Here is a 16,465-nt window from a genome sequence, read left to right as displayed (position 1 = left end):
CCCGATACGTCGATATGTGCTGCTAACGTAAGCGTGGCAACGCGACAATCACGTTGTCGTAATTTAACCGGTCCTCATCCGTGGGGACCGCCCATTCCAGATTTAAAGTTAATGGATTTCCCTGCAGGTCTTCGCAATGGCATTCAAAGCTGAACTTGTCTTTTCTGTCCCAGATGGCCAGCAGCTGCGTTATAAAAGGCTGGATTGAACGCCGGGTAAGTAATCCCTGGATAGTTAATGCCAGCTTTTCCTTGTCGCCGGCTCTGAACAACACCATAGCCGCATTATTGACATGCGAAACCTGCACTTTTTTTAACAGTTCTTTCAGCTCCTGTGGATGTTTATCCAGATAAGCGGCAAGATCAGTTACGCCTTGATCATGAAGCGCGTGTAAAGTCTGTGCAACCTTGGAAAAATCGTTTTCCCACATCGGGACGGGGCAGAAATCAATCATGCGTTTATAGCGTTTCTCGTTATTGATGAGGGCTTGCTCGACTTCTTTCCTAACGGTAATGTCTTCAAAGGTAATGACTACGCCATCAATGACATTATTGGTAGTGCGATAGGGCAGGATGCGTACACAAAAACAGCGGCCTTGATCATCGCAGATTTCAGATTCATGCTTACTGAGCGTTCTCAGCACTTCACTGGCATGGCCCGTCAAATCCGGATTTTGCAGAGAGGAGGAAAAATGGGCAATCGGGCGCCCGACATCGCCGGCCTCCAAGTTGATGAGTTCCTTGACTTTGGGTGTAAAACGGCGGATACAGAATTTGGTGTCCAGAAACAGCGTGGCAACCTGCGTGCTGTCAAACAGGTTCTTCATATCGTCATTGGCGGTCTGCAATTCGTCGATACGGCTTTGCAGCTCCGCATTGACGGTCACGGCCTCTTCATTCAGCGACTGCAATTCTTCTTTTGACGTTTCCAGTTCTTCATTCGTGCTCTGCAATTCCTCATTGGTGGACTGGAGCTCTTCGTTGGTCGATTTGAGTTCTTCATTTGAGGTTTCCAGTTCTTCGATGGTGGTTTGCAGGCTTTCTTTAGTGAAATCCAATTGCTGCTGCAGCTTTGCGACTTCTTCCGCCGTGGTCGGCAAGAGCTTTGCTGTTTCCGTTTTTATCAGATTTTCCATCGACACATCTTCGAAAGTCACCATGATAAGTCCAGGGATGGGCGAGAACTCCATAATGGGGCTGATCGTCATATCTACACTGATCTGGCTGCCATCCTGCTGGATGGCATAGACTTTTTTCTGTACTTTTTTTCGGCTCTGGGAGGCCTGACGAATCCCGGCCGCCAGTTCCGTTTTTAGTCCGAAACGAGCCATGTCGACAATATTGACGCTGATTTTACCCTCCGCAGGTTCCAGATATTTGCCCAGCCTGCCATGCACATAGATGATGTTGCTCTTGGCGTCGATAATCGCGCAGGGCGGCACCGAGCTATGCCTGAGGATAGCTTCAACCAGTTGCATGATACTTAATTCTTCTGCTTTCTGCATAGAGTCGGGCATTTTCATATCGTCGTTGATCATCGAATGAGACGGTGATTCAAGGAGATGCAGGGATCTGGGAATCGTTTCGGCAACAGGGGTTCGACGGAAAACTTTCCATTTTTTGTCCAGTACGGAGAAAAAACGATCGGATTGCCCCGTTGTTTCTGAAGGGCCCAGAAACATGATGCCATCTTCTTTTAAGCTGTAATGGAATGTTTGCAGGACTTTTCTTTGCAATTCCGATCTGAAATAAATCAGCAGATTTCTGCAACTGATAATGTCCAGCTTGGTAAAAGGCGGATCGCTAATGATATTTTGGGGCGCGAAGACCACCATTTCCCGAATGGATTTCTTAATCCGGTAGCTATTGTCTTCCTTGATAAAAAAGCGTTTGAGGCGCTCAGGGCTGATATCGACGTTTTCAATGCCGGACAGGTAAATCCCTCTGCGCGCTTTTTCAATGGCATTTTCATTAATATCGGTGCCGAAAATCTGCACGTTGATGGCATGTTTTATATTATCGAGGCATTCCTGAATAATGATCGCGATGGAATAGGCTTCTTCGCCTGTGCTGCAGCCGGGAACCCAGACACGCAGGGTATAATTGTTGGGCTTTTGGTTGAGGAATGCCGGCAGAATCTTGCTCTGGAGCACATCATAGGCTTCAGTATCCCGGAAAAAACTGGTCACGCCGATGAATAGTTCGTTGGCCAGGATGCCAATCTCCTGCTCGTTTTTCTGCAAGAAAGTGACATAGTCTGCCATATTGCTTATTTGCCGCAATTGCATGCGTCGTTCGATGCGCCGGCAGATCGTGTTTTTTTTATACATCGAGAAATCGTGGCCGGTCTGATTGTGAATCAGAAAAAATATTTTTTGCAGAAAAACGTCGATATTCTGTAATTGGACGATGTGGCGATCATTGATACCCTCCCGGTACTGAGAATATTGGATGAGTTGGGCCGGCATTTTGTCGGGCGACAGTATGAAATCGGCAACGCCTGTATTGATGGCGCTTTTCGGCATACCGGTATATTGAGCGGACGCTTCATCCTGCACGATCACGAGCCCGTTTGCCGCCTTGATTTCCATCAAACCCAGACTGCCATCGGAGCCGGTGCCCGATAGAACAATGCCGATCGCCTTGTCGCCCTGGTCCTGAGCCAGCGAACGGAAGAAAATATCGATGGGCAAATGGCTGAAGCGGGGAGACCCCAGCTCCGCCAGATGCAGTTTTCCGTTGAAAATAGTCAGGCTTTTATTGGGCGGAATAATGTAGATGTTGTTCGGCTTAACCTGCAGGCCGTCAGTAATCTGGGCGATTTTGATTGTCGTGTGTTTTTGCAACAGGTTGGGCAACAGACTGACGTGATTGGGGTCTAAGTGCACAACGATGACAAAAGCGAGTTCTTTATCGGCCGGCATGGCTCCAAAAAACTCTTGCAGGGCTTCCAGGCCGCCTGCCGAGGCGCCTATGCCCACAATAGGGAATGTATGATCAACTGACGAACTTTTTTTCACTGATATATAAACGATTAATTACTGGGTAAAAATAAACAATCGCCCTCGATGTTTTGGGTTTATAAGTTCGGACCGAATCTGATAATTGCCGATTTTTTAGGCGAATTGTGGCTGAATTCAGCCAATTTGGCACAAAGTCAAACCGATCCATCCGCTTTTGTAGTCTACGAATGACATATAGACAGTAGAGAGGATGAGGACGTTCGGGTTTATAAAAATATCTCGAACTATTTGAATATAACCTGCCTGGAATCAGTTTGGCTCGTTAAAGTTGATAACGAACAGGATATGAAAGAAATTTATGAGATGACCTTTTATATTCTAAGTAAACCCTTCCTAATTGTTGCCATTTTCGGCTTATTATTCGGCCAGCGATTATTTACCGAATAAAAAATTCGGTAGCAAGGCTGAAGTATAACCAGCCTTACGATTTATGAATATAAGTGATTTCACTGAGTAAGGCTGCACTTACAACAGAAATTATTAACTGATGTTACGCCGTTGTAGGGTCGAATTCATTCGACCCGAAACGCTTATTCAAATAGGGCATCATCGGGATGTGCGATGTCTGCCAGTTTGGAAGTTGAATCCTTAAATATAATTTTTGTCTTTAGTTATTTGGATGGCGGGACAGTCCGAGTCGGATAATTTTTGCAGGACCGCTTCCGCTACGCATATCATGCAAAAGGCCTGATGTACAGGCGGTCGCATTGACAGGCGTTTTAACCCGGAGGATTTATGGCTCACCGAGATATTATTGTCGTAGGGGCATCGGCTGGCGGCATTCCTGCTCTGGAGAGTCTCGTTGCGGGCTTGCCTGCAACATTGCCGGCCGCAGTCCTGGTGGTGCTCCATCTGTCTCCGCATATTCCAAGCTATCTCGATGCCATACTTGCACGCGCCGGGGCGCTTTCTGTGACACCTGCCATTGACGGTGAACCGATCGTTCCGGGCCGCGTATACGTAGCCCTGACGGACCGCCATCTGATGTTGGAGGAAGGTCGTCTCCGGGTGACGCACGGGCCCAAGGAAAACCGGGTGCGTCCTGCCATCGATGTGCTGTTCCGCTCGGCGGCGTATGCATTTGGGCCGCGCGTGATCGGGGTTGTGCTTAGCGGCTTGCTTGACGACGGAACTGCGGGGGCATGGGCGATCAAGGATCGCGGCGGCGTTGTGCTGGTGCAATCGCCCGAGGAAGCCAAACACGCCTCGATGCCGGAAAGTGTGCTTCGGCATGTGGACGTTGATTACACGCTCCCCGTTGCTCATATGCCGCGAGTCATCGCCCAATTGATCAATAAACCCATCATCGATATTGGAGATGCCGTAATTGCTGACACACCCCGAATTGAAAACCGTGTTACGTTGGAGGCCAGAGTCAGACCGGGGGAAATCATGCAGTTAGGATCGATTTCACCCAACACCTGTCCGGAGTGCAAAGGCGTGTTGACCAAAATCGAGGAAGGGCCAATTACCCGTTACCGCTGTCATACAGGCCATGCCTATTCGCTCCAGACATTGATGGCGGATGTTAACGAAGAGGTTGAAATGGCGTTGTGGAGTGCAGTACGGGTCGCCAACGAGCGCATGCTGCTGCTGGGAGAGATGGAGAAGATGGCACGCGCGCGCGGCGACGAGGCGACAGCACAGCAATGTGCGGAACAGGTACAGACCACAAAATCGCATCTAAAGCACATTCAAGAAGCGGCTCTCGATCATAAGATGTTTGATCACCTCTGATATCTCTCGCACGTCCATAGTTTGGTCAATATTCTATAGAGTGGACCGGTCTTGTCTGGGGCAGCGTCATACACGAGACAAGGCTCTCGTGTGCATGAATAAAACGGAAATGGCAGGTAAAAAAAATGCGGCCACGAAGGCCGCATTACATTAGGAGGATAATTCTAAAGTCTCTAAAAAGAGAGTGCATCTCAAGAATTGAGATTATATTAGCAATAAATAATATTCTTTAGAATGTGGCAGATTGTCGCGTGGCGGATTGTCGCAGCTCAGGCGGCATCGTTTTGCAACAGATTGCTCAGTTTGGCGAAATCGCTCAGCGAAATCATTTCGGCCCGTAGCGTCGGATCTATGTTCAGGGCTTCTATATCTTCCTCGGCAATCAATGTTTTCAGGGAATTGCGTAGCGTCTTGCGCCGTTGCGAAAAGGCTTGCGTGACGACTTTGTTGAGTTTGGCGACATCATGCACTTCGACAGGCGGCTGCTGATGCGGAATCAAGCGCACGATCGCCGACATGACTTGGGGCGGCGGATCGAAGCTTTCGGGCGGGACATCAAATAAAAGTTCGGTTGCGCAGTGATACTGCATCATGACGCTGAGCCTGCCGTATTTCTTGCTGCCGGGCGCGGCGCAAATCCGGTCGACGACTTCCTTCTGCAGCATGAAATGCATGTCCTGTATGCAGGCCGCATTATCCAGCAGATGGAACATCAGCGGCGTGGAGATGTTGTAGGGCAGGTTGCCGACGACGCGCAGTTTCCGGCTGTCGTCGGCCAGCGTCGCGAAATCGAATTTCAGGGCGTCGGCGCTGTGGATGCGCAAGTTGTCGCGCTGCTTGAATTTTTCCCTGAGCAGCGCGACCAGGTCCCTGTCGAGTTCGACCACATCAAGGTGCACGCCCTCTTTCAGCAGCGGTTCGGTCAGTGCGCCCTGGCCCGGGCCGATTTCGACCCAATGGTCGCCGGGCCGGGCCTGCAGGCTGGAAATAATGTCGTAAATAATCCGGTAATCGTGCAGAAAGTTCTGACCGAAGCGTTTGCGTGGTATATGGGCCATGTTATCGGGGTGTGTTGGTTGCCATGAGTAATGCGGTTTCTATGGCGCTGAGCAGGCTGCCGATTTCGGCTTTGCCGGTGCCGGCCAGATCCAGGGCCGTGCCGTGGTCCACGGACGTGCGGATGATCGGCAGGCCCAGTGTGATGTTGACGGCCTGCCCGAAGCCCATGTGCTTGAGCACGGGCAGTCCCTGATCGTGGTACATCGCCAATACGGCATCGGCCGATGCCAGATATTTCGGCGTGAACAGCGTATCGGCCGGCAGCGGGCCTTGCAGATTCAGGCCCTGCTTGCGCAGACTGTCGAGTACCGGCTCGATGACTTCGATTTCCTCGCGGCCGAGGTGGCCGCTCTCGCCGGCGTGAGGATTCAGGCCGCAGACCAGGATGCGGGGATTGTCCAGCTTGAAGCGCGAGCGCAGGTCCTGATCCAGTATGCACAGCACGGCTCTTAACCGCGAATGGGTAATGGCCGCACTGACTTCCGACAAAGGCAGGTGAGTCGTGACCAGCGCCACGCGCAGGCCGGGCGTGGCCAGCATCATGACCGGATGGCCGCCGGTAATATCAGCGATATATTCGGTATGACCGCTGAACGTGAAACCGGCGTCATTGATGATGCCTTTGTGCACGGGACCCGTCACCAACGCATCGAATAAACCCTCCATGCAGCCTTTGGTGGCTTTCGTAATCGTTTTCAACACATAGCGGCTGTTGGCCGGGTTTAAGCGGCCGCATTGGGCCGGTTCCGCCAGTTCAACGGGCAGCACGGTCAGGCTGCCGGCTTGCTGGGGGCTGGGCGGCAGCGTGCTGTCAAAGGTTTTTATCCTGATTTTCAGACCCAATTGCTGGGCACGCTGCTCCAATAAATCCGGGCTGGCGATGGCGACGATTTCACAGGGCAAATCCTGCTGGGCCAACTGAACGCAGAGATCGGGGCCGATGCCGGCGGGTTCGCCCGGCGTCAAGGCGAGACGTTGTAGGGATGAGCTGGCGGTCATGATGCTCCAGGTAAAAATGAATGATTTTTACAGTATAAAGAATTAAGCGGATTATTCCATCTGAATCGAACCGGCTTTTTCTTGGTCCACTTTTTTCAGAAACGGCGCGATGAGCAGCGAGCCCAGAAAAATCAAAGCAATGAGCTGGAACAAATTGTTGAAGGTCATGACTTCCGCTTCACGCATGGCCAATGCGGTAATCTGTTTCAATGCCGCCGAGGAAGGCTCGGATAAATTAAATTGGCCCATCGATTCGGCGAGCCCCTCCCATAGTTGCTGCGCCGGATAGTTGGTGGCTGTCATCGATTCGCGCAAGTCCGCATAATGGCTTTTCGTCAGATAGCTGACCAGCGTATTGGCCACGGCCAGTCCGATCGCGCCGCCCAGGTTTCGCATCAGGTTATAAAGGCCGCTGGCGTTTTTGACTTCTTCGACCGGCAGCAGGCCTAACGCCAGCGTATTGATGGGCAGAAAGCACAGCATCAGCGCGGTGCCGCGAATAGCCTGCGGCCAGAAGAATTCCCAATAGCCCGATTCGGCCGTCAGCCCGGCGTTCAGCCAGCAGCCCAGCGCAAACAGGCCAAAGCCCAGGCACAGCATCCAGCGCAAATCCATTTTCTTCTCCAAGGGGCCTGCGATGAATGCCGACAGCAGCTGGAACAGGCCGACCACCATCAGGTAATAGCCGATTTGCAGGCTGTTGAGGCCTTTGACGCTGCCGAGGTAAATCGGCACCAGATAAATGATCGAAAAAAGCCCGATGCCCAGCACGAAGCTGTACAGGCAGCCGACGGCAAAATTGACATTGCGGAAGGCGCGCAGATCGATGATCGGATGCGGGTTTTTTAATTCCCAGATCAGCATGGCGATGCCGCTGACCGCCGCGACCAGGGTCAGCGTCATGATCAGGCGATCCTCAAACCACTGGTAGCGCACGCCTTCTTCCAGCACATACTGCATGCAGCCCAGGCAAACCGCGATCAGGACGATGCCGATGAAGTCGATTTTCTGCAGCAGATGCCATTCCGGCCGGTCGATATCGACAGTCAGCCAGACCAGTATGCAGACCAAAATGCCGGGCACCACGTTGACCAGAAACAGCGATTGCCAGCTGTAGGTTTCGGTCAGATAGCCGCCCAGAATCGGGCCGGCGGTCGGTGCGATCGTGACGATCAGGCCCAGTACGATGGTCATGGCCGGCTGCAGGCGCGGCGGGAACAGGATGAAGATGACCGTGAAGGTGACCGGAATCATCGCGCCGCCGAGAAAGCCCTGTATCAGGCGGAAGATGACCATGGACGGCAGGTTCCAGGCGAATGCGCAGAACAGGCTGGCCAGCGTGAACCCGCCGGCCGAGATGGCATACAGGTAGCGCGTCGAAAAAACCCGTCCCAGCCAGCCGGACAGGGGAATGATGATGACTTCGGCGATCAGATAGGAGGTCTGCACCCAGGCGATTTCATCCTGCGTGGCGGACAGTCCGGCCTGTATTTCCTTGAGCGAGCTGGCGACGATCTGAATGTCCAGCACCGCCATGAAAACGCCGACCGCCATGCTGAAAAAGCCGATCCACTGCGTCGTGGTCAGTCCGGCTTCTTCAATCCGGCTTTGTGCTTCCTCCGGCTGGTTTGGTAATTCGGGCTGCTCTTGTAATTGCGCTGACATAAGTTACAGCACTTTAACCTTGGCTTCGACGGACAGGCCCGGTTTCAGCAGGCTGATGTCCTGGCCGGCATCGAAGACAATCTTGACCGGTACGCGGCGCACGATTTTCGTGAAATTGCCGGTAGCGTTTTCGGGCGGCAGGATGCTGAATTCGGAGCCGCTGGCCGGCGCAAAACTGTCGACTTTGCCGTGCAGCTCAAGTCCGGGATAGGCATCCACCTTGACCGACACGGCTTGTCCCACGCGCATGTGTTCCAGCTGGGTTTCCTTGAAATTGGCTTCGACCCAGATCTTATGATTTTCTATCAAGTAGGCCAGCGTGACGCCCGGACGGACCAGCTGCCCGCGCTGCACGCCGCGCTTGCCAATGATGCCGTCGGCCGGTGCGCGTACTTTGGTATGCTCGAGTTCTATTTGGGCCAGCGTCAATCGGGCTTGAATATTTTTCAGGCGCGCCTCGGTTTCGGCGATTTCAATATCCAGCGTAGTCAGCTGATTACGTTCCGCCGTCAGTGTCGAATGCGTGGCTTTGAGTTCGGCGCCGGTCTGCTTGGATTCCGACTGGATCTTGTCGAGCGATTGGGCAGGGGCCGAGCCTCGGTTGATCAGGTTGGTAAAGCGGTATAAATCCTTCTGGGTTTGTTCCTGCTTCGCTTGCGATGCGGTTATGTTGGCCCTGACGGCCTCTATGCGGGCATGCTGTGATGTCTTCATGGCCTGCAGGCGGTCGATATGCGCCATTTCGGCCGCAATGTCCGCTTCGGCCTGAGCGACTTTGGCTTGGTAATCGCGGTCGTCTATCGTGACCAGCACATCGCCCTGTTTGACGGCCTGATTGTCATCGATGGCCAGTTCCGTCACATAGCCCTCTACCTTGGGACTGATCAGCACGATATTGGATCTCAAGTAGGCATTGTCGGTGGCTTCATACTGACGGCGGTCAAGCAGCCAATAGCCGACCGCGGCGACGATGACAACAATAAACAGTAAGCCTAATAAAATGGATCGGGAGCGTTGCATAAACTACCTTGATAAACTAAACGGTTTAGTTTAGTCTAGCTCATCCGTTTTATTTATCAAAATAGTTTTCTTTCGATGATTTCAAAATCCATTGATCCCAAGCGGCAAGCCATTATTGAGGCGGCCACACGCATGTTTCTGGCGCATGGCTACCGGAATGTCAGCATGGATAAAATTGCACAGGCCGCGCCTGTTTCCAAAGCCACGCTGTACAATCATTTTGACAGTAAGAATGCGCTGCTGGCCGCTGTCGTTTCAAATCTATGCGCTTCTTTGCTGCAAACCATGAGCGAGGCTGTAATCGACTCGGATGATGTCGAAAAGAATCTGAAAAAAATCGCCGCGTCGTTTATGGATCTGTTTTTTTCGGAAGATGGGATGGCCGGCTACCGGCTTTTCATTACCGAAAGCCGCGATTTTCCCGAACTGGGGCAATTGGTTTATGAAAGCGGCGCATTGCCGGCCTTGACCGGGCTGGAAAATTATCTGCGCCGGCTGAATGACGACGGCCGCTTTAGCATTGCCGATCCGGCGTTTGCGGCGAATGCCTTTTTCAACTTGCTGAAAGGCGACTTGTATTTTCCTTGCTTGCTGGGAATCAGGCCGTTGCCTTCGGGCGACGAAAAAAACCGTGTGATCAATGAAGTCATTCCTTTTTATCTGCAGGGCATTTTGCATGCTGACCAATAATAAACCTCTGTGTGCCAGCCTAATCAGTGTTTTGGTGACCACTGCGCCTGCTGTATCGGCCGAAACGCTGGAAGAGGCATGGAACAGCGCCATTGATAATAACCATCAGATCAAGGCTGCCAAAATCGATACATCGGCAGCCGAAGAGCAGTTGAATTCAGCGAAGGGACAGCGGCTGCCGGAACTTAATGTCAGCAGCGGTTATACTCAGCGCAGTGAAACGCCGGGTGCCGTGACGCAAATAGACGGCAGAACGGCGCAGTTCAATACTCAGCAGCCGGGCAATATGGACGCGCAGGCTATCGCGACGCTGCCCATTTATACCGGCGGCCGCATCAGTCACGACATCAATGCCGCCGAGGCATCCCTTCAGGCCGCGCAGCACAATGAAACCACGGCCCAGCTGGATATAAAAATGCAGGTGGCCGAGGCTTATATCGCGGTATTGCGCGCCGAAAGCTCGCTGCAAGTCGCAAAAAGCCATGTCGACAGCCTGAAAGCGCATGTTGTCGATGTCAATAATCTGTTCGATCAGGGCATGGTGGCCCGCAATGACGTGCTGGCGGCGAACGTGGAACTGGTCAATGCGGAGCAGCAGGTCGTGCAGGCCGGCAACCGGCTCGATATCGCCAAGGCCAGCTACAACCGTTTGCTGGACCGCAATCTTGAAGATGAGGTCAAGCTGGTAAAACAATTTCCGGAAATGCCCAAGGAAGACCTGAAAGCGCTGAATAATGATGCTTTGAAGCAGCGTTCCGAGCTGGCTGTGCTGACGCGGCAAATCGAATCTCTGGAACAACAGGCACAGAGCGTCAAGGCCGGCGTGTTGCCGCAGGTTGCCATCAACGGCGGCTATCAGTATCAGGAAAACCGCTATCAGGCGGCTGAAAGCATGTGGCTGGTCAATGCCGGTGTCAAATGGAAGCTGTTCGACGGCAGCACGCGCCACCAGAGCGATGCCATCAGCCGGCAGGCCATCTCCCTGAAGGAACAGCGCGACGACTTGACCAGCGCTATCGGCCTGCAAGTACGCCAGGCCTGGCTGGACTATCAGGAAGCCCAAAAACGCGTCGCCGTGACCCAACAAGCCATCGAGCAGGCTGAAGAAAACATGAGAGTGACCACCGATAGCTATCAGCAGGGCCTGTCGACCAATACCGATGTATTGAAAGCCGAAGATCTGCGCACCACTTCACATGACAATTTCAACAATGCCAATTACGATGCTGCACAGGCTGCTCTGCGCCTGCGGCGTGCGGTGGGGGTATTGTAAAAGTAATCGGTACTTTGAAATACTCCAGCTACTTCCAGGTTTCATTTGCCGGATAGTGCTGTCCTAAATGAACTCAATATGTCAGCTCACGGCGCCTTATTGCGTGCCGTGAGCGCTCGACTACCTTATCAGGTTCCGGTCAACTAAAGTCTATGGTCTGGTGACTGGATTTTGGTCTGTGAAAGTTCTGACGAACTGCACGACCGCTTCCTCCTCAGCTTGAGTTAGGTGCAGATTTCCTATCACACTAATACTTTGAGTCGTGGCATTCGGGAACTCGGGTTCCGGCCAGCAGTTAGCCGCAATCGCCTCGCTGGCCTTCATGTCGCCCGGGCAACGGGTGATCGGCCCACCTGGCCATGTTGCGGCTGTGCTGTTCGGGTCGGGCGTGGCGTTGGGGTCATCCGTGCAGACTGGCGTCGAGGAGGAAAAGATGCTGATGCTGGCACAGCCCGCTTTGAAGACCAAGGACGTGTTGTAGAAGTGAACGATCTGCTCCAGGCTCTTGAAATAGCCGTTGTGACCATAGGCTTTTATAAACCCGTCCGGGGCGGCTACATTGCGCAACGTTGGGGCTCTGTTAGGTCCCGGCGGGACGGAAATGAGAGCTGATTGACCAATGAGTTCCGGTCTGGCAGTACTGATGTGCGCGGTCAGACCCGTTACAACCCCTTTACCTACCCCGGGGATCTCCGGATTGAAAGGTACGCCTGTATGGTGATAGCGGTTGTCGGTGTAAAGCTGGTCCGCTTCCGTACCATCGGAATCGGCAGCGCCGCTGTTGTGACATTCAGAGCAGCCGGCGTTTTTACCCTCAGGGTTTTGGCCTGAATCGTTGCGGCCATAGAACAGATCGTGTCCCAAATTTTCTGCGTCGGTAAAGCCGTCCAGCGGGAATTTTTTGTCGGCATCGGTTGCGAGCGCTTGGTCGCGCTTGGAACTGAACTGGTTGACTTCGTCCGAAGCCTCCCAGGCTGCGAGCGCCAGTGCAATTCGCTTGAAACTAGTCTCAAGCCCTCCGGCACAGTCTATAGCTTCATCATAAGCGGCATTGTACAAATCTTTGTATGCAGCCGTTCGGATTGCCTCACAAACTCCCTCTTTGCTGATGTTATGCTCAATAATACTCGTAAAGGGATTCAGGGCTTGGTCTGCCAAAGGGCCAAGAAATTTTGCATACTCGGCCTGCTTTGCCGGCGGGATGTCATCCACTGTAACCGTAGCGCTGGCCCCGCCGTCCCCAATAGGGCTGGCCGATGGGGATGTTTTTCCGAAGCCTTCGGCGAAACCGTTCCAGGTACTTCCACCCTGGAAGTTTCTGCCTATCAGCGCTTCCACTTGTGCAGGTTCTGTTATGGCTTCAAAATTATCAAGGCGTTGGAAACTAAAAGGCGGAGAAAATATTGCATAAGCGTTGCTCGGTGGTTTGATGACGCCTAGCGCCTGGGGTGCTGCGCCTGGCGCCACCACTATGGTGTTATTAATGTTAGAATCCGGCAAGACCCAGCCTACTGCCGGATCATGGCATGAGGCGCAGGCCAGCGTGCCGGGATTGGATATCTTGTCGAAAAATACATTCTTGCCCAATTGTTCTAAGGGTGTGAGCGCGACTGCGCTCGTGCTGAAAGAGAGAAGTAGTGGAATGGCCACAGCGGGTGTGGCGATCAAGGTTTGGCTTGCCTTAATAATCATATCGTTACCTCTAATTTTAATGCTGAATTTGAGGACTTCCACATTTTGCCTTTTACCTGTCGGTAGAAGGCAAGAATGAGGCGATCAAAAAAGGAAAAGCTGTATGTTGAAACGTGCAGGGGGCTGAATTTAAAATTTTTAAGCATTTCATCTGAACAATGCCTACTCAGGCAACCCAACCTCCTCGTTATTAAGCTACGCTTAAGGGATTGAAAAAACAACTGTTGAGAATACCTAGGTTCTGCTTGGGGCAGCGGGTAACGGGGCCTCAGCCATTTGAATCGAAATGCACAACCAAGGGAGAATTGACAAGGAACGGTATACGCTTTACGGTTTGCTATGGCTAAGTCAGCGGATCTACAGGGAGCCTGAGGCAAAATGCCGGTGATTTTTCAAAGCGGTACTGCGGGCTTTCCCTAGTGGTGTTTCACTAGGGGGCATTGTCCGCCTCATTAGGCTGATGGCATAGTGTTTGAGCATCTAATCTGCTCTACAATCCTCATTTTTCAAATCCTCGGATAAAACAATGGGCGCCGGTGTACAAAAGAGCGGTGAAATACTGAGATATAACGGCTTTGCACGTCATCATCCCGCTTGTAATTTTCACAACGGATGTTATTCATCCTCTATACCCAGTTCCTTTATTTTCCGCGTCAGGGTATTGCGCCCATAGCCGAGCATAATCGCCGCTTCGTGGCGCTTGCCGTGCGTATAGTCTAATGCGGCTTTAATCAGCAGCGTTTCAACGGCCGGAATAATATGTTTGGCGATTTCAGGCTTTTTGGCCAGCAGCTGTTGATCTATCGAAGTTCTTAGCAACGACTGCCAATCGCTGCTTGTGGTGTCTTTCTCCGACTGGATATGCAGCAGTTCGGGCGGCAGGTCATGGATATGGATTTCGCGGCCCGATGCCATGACCGTCATCCAGCGGCAGCAGTTTTCCAGTTGCCGGACGTTGCCGGGCCATTCCAGCGAGCTCAGGAAAGCCTCGGCTTCAGGTTTTAACGTTTTGATTTCAGTATTCAGCTCAAGCGCAGCCTGGCTCAGAAAATGGCGCAGCAGCAATGGGATGTCCTGCTTCCTGTCGCGCAATGGCGGAATATGGATGCGGATGACATTTAGCCTATGGAACAAATCTTCGCGGAAGCGGCCTTCATTGACCAGCACTTCCAGATTCTGGTGCGTGGCGGCAATGATGCGTACATCGACTCTTACAGATGAGTGAGAGCCGACCGGATAGAACTCGCCATCGGCCAGTACGCGCAGCAGGCGCGTTTGCAGTTCGGCCGGCATGTCGCCTATCTCGTCCAGAAACAGCGTGCCGCCGTTGGCCTGTTCGAAGCGTCCGGCCCGCCGGGCTTGTGCGCCGGTAAATGAGCCTTTTTCATGACCGAACAGTTCCGATTCCATCAGGTCTTTCGGGATAGCGGCCATATTCAGGGCGATAAACGGTTTCTGGGCTCTGGGGCTGTGCCGGTGCAGGGCTTTGGCGACCAGTTCCTTGCCAGTGCCCGATTCGCCATTGATCAGCACGGTGATATGGGAGCGGGCCAGCCGGCCAATGGCGCGGAAGACTTCCTGCATGGCCGGCGCCTCGCCGATGATTTCTGGCGGAGTTTCGATCAGGGCGGTTTCTTCATGGCCGCGTGCCCGTTCCCGCTGCTGGCGGCTATGTACGCAGGCGCGATGCGCGAGATCGACAACTTCCTTGATATCGAAGGGCTTGGGCAGATACTCGAAGGCGCCGCCGTGAAATGCCGAGACCGCGCTTTCAAGATCGGAGTGCGCGGTCATGACGATAACCGGCAGGTCAGGATGGCTGTGCTGGATTTTATCGAGCAATTTCAAGCCATCCATGCCGGGCATGCGGACGTCGGTCAATAAGGCATCAGGCGATTCATGCTGCAAGGTCTCCAGCAATTCTTGCGCGCTGGAAAAGCTGCGCGTCATGATGGCGGCTTTTTCAAACGCTTTTTCAAGAACCCAGCGTATGGATTTGTCGTCATCGACGATCCAGACGGTGTCAAGATTATTCATGGCCGGGCTCCACGGGTAAAAAGATCGAAAACACAGTATGGCCCGGTTCGCTGCTGCATTCGATCAGGCCGTTATGCTGATTGATCAGGGATTGCGCTATCGATAAACCCAGCCCGGTGCCTTCCGCGCGTCCCGTAATCATCGGATAAAAGATCTGGTTCAGCAGGTCGGCGTCTATGCCGGGGCCGTAGTCGATAATGTCGATTTTGACGGCCAGTTTGTAGCGCTTCCGGCCTATGGTCATCTGCCGGTGTATGCGCGTTTTGATCATGATTTCACCTTTGCCTTCCATAGCCTGTGCGGCGTTCCGGGCGATATTCAGGATGGCCTGGATAAGTTGGTCCCTGTCGGCCTGAATCTCGGGGATGCTGGGGTCATAGTCATGCTTGACCTTGAGGCCGGCGGACTCGGCTTGCACGAGCTGCCTGACGCGCTCCAGTACTTCATGAATGTTCAAGGCTTTTTTATCAGGCAACTTGTTGGGGCCCAGCATTTTATCCATGAGTCCCTGCAGCCGGTCCGATTCGGCGATGATGATATGCGTGTATTCCTTGAGCTCCGGCTCGTGCAGCTCCAGGTCCAGCAGTTGCGCCGCGCCGCGCAGGCCGCCCAACGGGTTCTTGATTTCATGGGCCAGCCCTCTGACCAGTAGTCGGGCTGTGTTTTGCTGATGCAGTTGCTGTTCTTCTTTCGATATGCGCAGGTGGGTGTCGACCTGTTGCAGTTCTACCAGGATTTCCTCCAGTTGCTGCTCCTTGATGAGCGGCGTGGCGCTGAAGTTGATCGTAACAGTTTGCGCCATGCGGTCCAGGGTTAGCTCGCGATCGAACAGCGGTTCCTCCATCGTCAGACATTGCTGCAGGTTCAGGAGCAGAGCCGGATCGGAAGACCTGAACAAATCCTGAGCAGTAAGGCCTATCAAATGACGCGCACTGTCGGCTAACAATATTTCGCCTGCTGTATTGATGTAGGTGAGCTTCAACTCATGATCAAACAGCAAAATGGCTTCGTTAAGATGTTCAAGTATGCGTTTATACACGGTTCCTCTAGGGGCTGTATTGATGCTGTGCTTTAATCCAAGCAATTATCAGACCATGTCGCTTGGGTTGTGTTTAAACAGTTTTTGGAGAAGCAGTTTCAGTGAACAGGCGGGGCTGCATTGTCGCTATAATAAAACGCCGGAACGGCAATGCAAATCGCTGAAACGAAAAACGCCCCAAAATGGGGCGTTTTTGTGTAGGCTTTATAAAGCGGATCAGTTGATCGCTTCG

General features: G+C 52.8%; 11 protein-coding genes. 3 read left to right on the top strand and 8 right to left on the bottom strand.

The features are described from left to right. Positions 1 to 22 precede the first annotated feature (22 nt). On the bottom strand, positions 23 to 3,019 hold the full coding sequence (locus IT781_RS22835; protein ID WP_370526976.1) for a chemotaxis protein CheB: 2,997 nt from the start codon (positions 3,017 to 3,019) through the stop codon (positions 23 to 25). A 738-nt stretch (positions 3,020 to 3,757) separates the two neighbouring features. Here IT781_RS22835 and IT781_RS08800 point away from each other — a divergent pair. Continuing rightward, on the top strand, positions 3,758 to 4,759 hold the full coding sequence (locus IT781_RS08800) for a chemotaxis protein CheB (RefSeq protein WP_194969782.1): 1,002 nt from the start codon (positions 3,758 to 3,760) through the stop codon (positions 4,757 to 4,759). Between the two features lie 269 nt (positions 4,760 to 5,028). On the opposite strand, the gene rsmA is transcribed toward IT781_RS08800, so the two are convergent. Genes rsmA through IT781_RS08780 form a run of 4 tightly spaced genes read right to left on the bottom strand, consistent with a single transcriptional unit; the run spans position 5,029 to position 9,502 of the window. Continuing rightward, positions 5,029 to 5,817 (bottom strand): 16S rRNA (adenine(1518)-N(6)/adenine(1519)-N(6))-dimethyltransferase RsmA, encoded by a 789-nt coding sequence (gene rsmA / locus IT781_RS08795; protein ID WP_194969781.1) that lies wholly within the window; start codon positions 5,815 to 5,817, stop codon positions 5,029 to 5,031. A gap of 1 nt (position 5,818) precedes the next feature. Further along, entirely contained in the window at positions 5,819 to 6,817 is a 999-nt protein-coding gene (pdxA, locus tag IT781_RS08790; RefSeq protein ID WP_194969780.1) for a 4-hydroxythreonine-4-phosphate dehydrogenase PdxA, read from the bottom strand. Positions 6,818 to 6,868: 51 nt separating this feature from the next. Then, positions 6,869 to 8,482 (bottom strand): DHA2 family efflux MFS transporter permease subunit, encoded by a 1,614-nt coding sequence (locus IT781_RS08785; RefSeq protein WP_370526975.1) that lies wholly within the window; start codon positions 8,480 to 8,482, stop codon positions 6,869 to 6,871. Between the two features lie 3 nt (positions 8,483 to 8,485). Then, complete coding sequence (locus IT781_RS08780; protein ID WP_194969779.1) at positions 8,486 to 9,502, bottom strand: HlyD family secretion protein; 1,017 nt, start codon at positions 9,500 to 9,502, stop codon at positions 8,486 to 8,488. Between the two features lie 75 nt (positions 9,503 to 9,577). Between IT781_RS08780 and IT781_RS08775 the strand changes: the two genes are divergently transcribed. Then, positions 9,578 to 10,192 (top strand): TetR/AcrR family transcriptional regulator, encoded by a 615-nt coding sequence (locus tag IT781_RS08775; protein WP_194969778.1) that lies wholly within the window; start codon positions 9,578 to 9,580, stop codon positions 10,190 to 10,192. Further along, complete coding sequence (locus IT781_RS08770; protein ID WP_194969777.1) at positions 10,179 to 11,465, top strand: TolC family protein; 1,287 nt, start codon at positions 10,179 to 10,181, stop codon at positions 11,463 to 11,465. The genes IT781_RS08775 and IT781_RS08770 overlap by 14 nt, the downstream gene beginning before the upstream one ends. A gap of 150 nt (positions 11,466 to 11,615) precedes the next feature. Here IT781_RS08770 and IT781_RS08765 read toward each other — a convergent pair whose 3' ends face one another. From IT781_RS08765 to glnL, 3 genes are all read right to left on the bottom strand, one after another. Next, the gene (locus IT781_RS08765; protein WP_194969776.1) at positions 11,616 to 13,157 is read right to left on the bottom strand and encodes a cytochrome-c peroxidase; all 1,542 of its coding nucleotides are present in this window, start codon (positions 13,155 to 13,157) and stop codon (positions 11,616 to 11,618) included. Between the two features lie 615 nt (positions 13,158 to 13,772). Beyond that, a complete protein-coding gene (ntrC, locus tag IT781_RS08760) occupies positions 13,773 to 15,194 on the bottom strand; it encodes a nitrogen regulation protein NR(I) (RefSeq protein ID WP_194969775.1) in 1,422 nt (473 codons plus the stop codon). Further along, a complete protein-coding gene (gene glnL / locus IT781_RS08755; protein ID WP_194969774.1) occupies positions 15,187 to 16,233 on the bottom strand; it encodes a nitrogen regulation protein NR(II) in 1,047 nt (348 codons plus the stop codon). Before glnL ends, ntrC begins: the two co-directional genes overlap by 8 nt. Positions 16,234 to 16,465 lie beyond the last annotated feature (232 nt).

It is taken from the genome of Methylobacter sp. BlB1 (assembly GCF_015476545.1).
GTDB lineage: Bacteria > Pseudomonadota > Gammaproteobacteria > Methylococcales > Methylomonadaceae > Methylobacter.
Note: the sequence above shows the minus strand (reverse complement) of the source record. Positions and strands in the feature narration are given on the sequence as shown.

Bases quoted from the DNA above. Each gene is read 5' to 3' on its own strand.
- IT781_RS08785 (WP_370526975.1), bottom strand. From the start codon at position 8,482: ATGTCAGCGCAATTACAAGAGCAGCCCGAATTACCAAACCAGCCGGAG.
- IT781_RS08800 (WP_194969782.1), top strand. From the start codon at position 3,758: ATGGCTCACCGAGATATTATTGTCGTAGGGGCATCGGCTGGCGGCATT.
- pdxA (WP_194969780.1), bottom strand. From the start codon at position 6,817: ATGACCGCCAGCTCATCCCTACAACGTCTCGCCTTGACGCCGGGCGAA.
- IT781_RS08765 (WP_194969776.1), bottom strand. From the start codon at position 13,157: ATGATTATTAAGGCAAGCCAAACCTTGATCGCCACACCCGCTGTGGCC.
- ntrC (WP_194969775.1), bottom strand. From the start codon at position 15,194: ATGAATAATCTTGACACCGTCTGGATCGTCGATGACGACAAATCCATA.
- IT781_RS08775 (WP_194969778.1), top strand. From the start codon at position 9,578: ATGATTTCAAAATCCATTGATCCCAAGCGGCAAGCCATTATTGAGGCG.
- rsmA (WP_194969781.1), bottom strand. From the start codon at position 5,817: ATGGCCCATATACCACGCAAACGCTTCGGTCAGAACTTTCTGCACGAT.
- IT781_RS08770 (WP_194969777.1), top strand. From the start codon at position 10,179: ATGCTGACCAATAATAAACCTCTGTGTGCCAGCCTAATCAGTGTTTTG.
- IT781_RS08780 (WP_194969779.1), bottom strand. From the start codon at position 9,502: ATGCAACGCTCCCGATCCATTTTATTAGGCTTACTGTTTATTGTTGTC.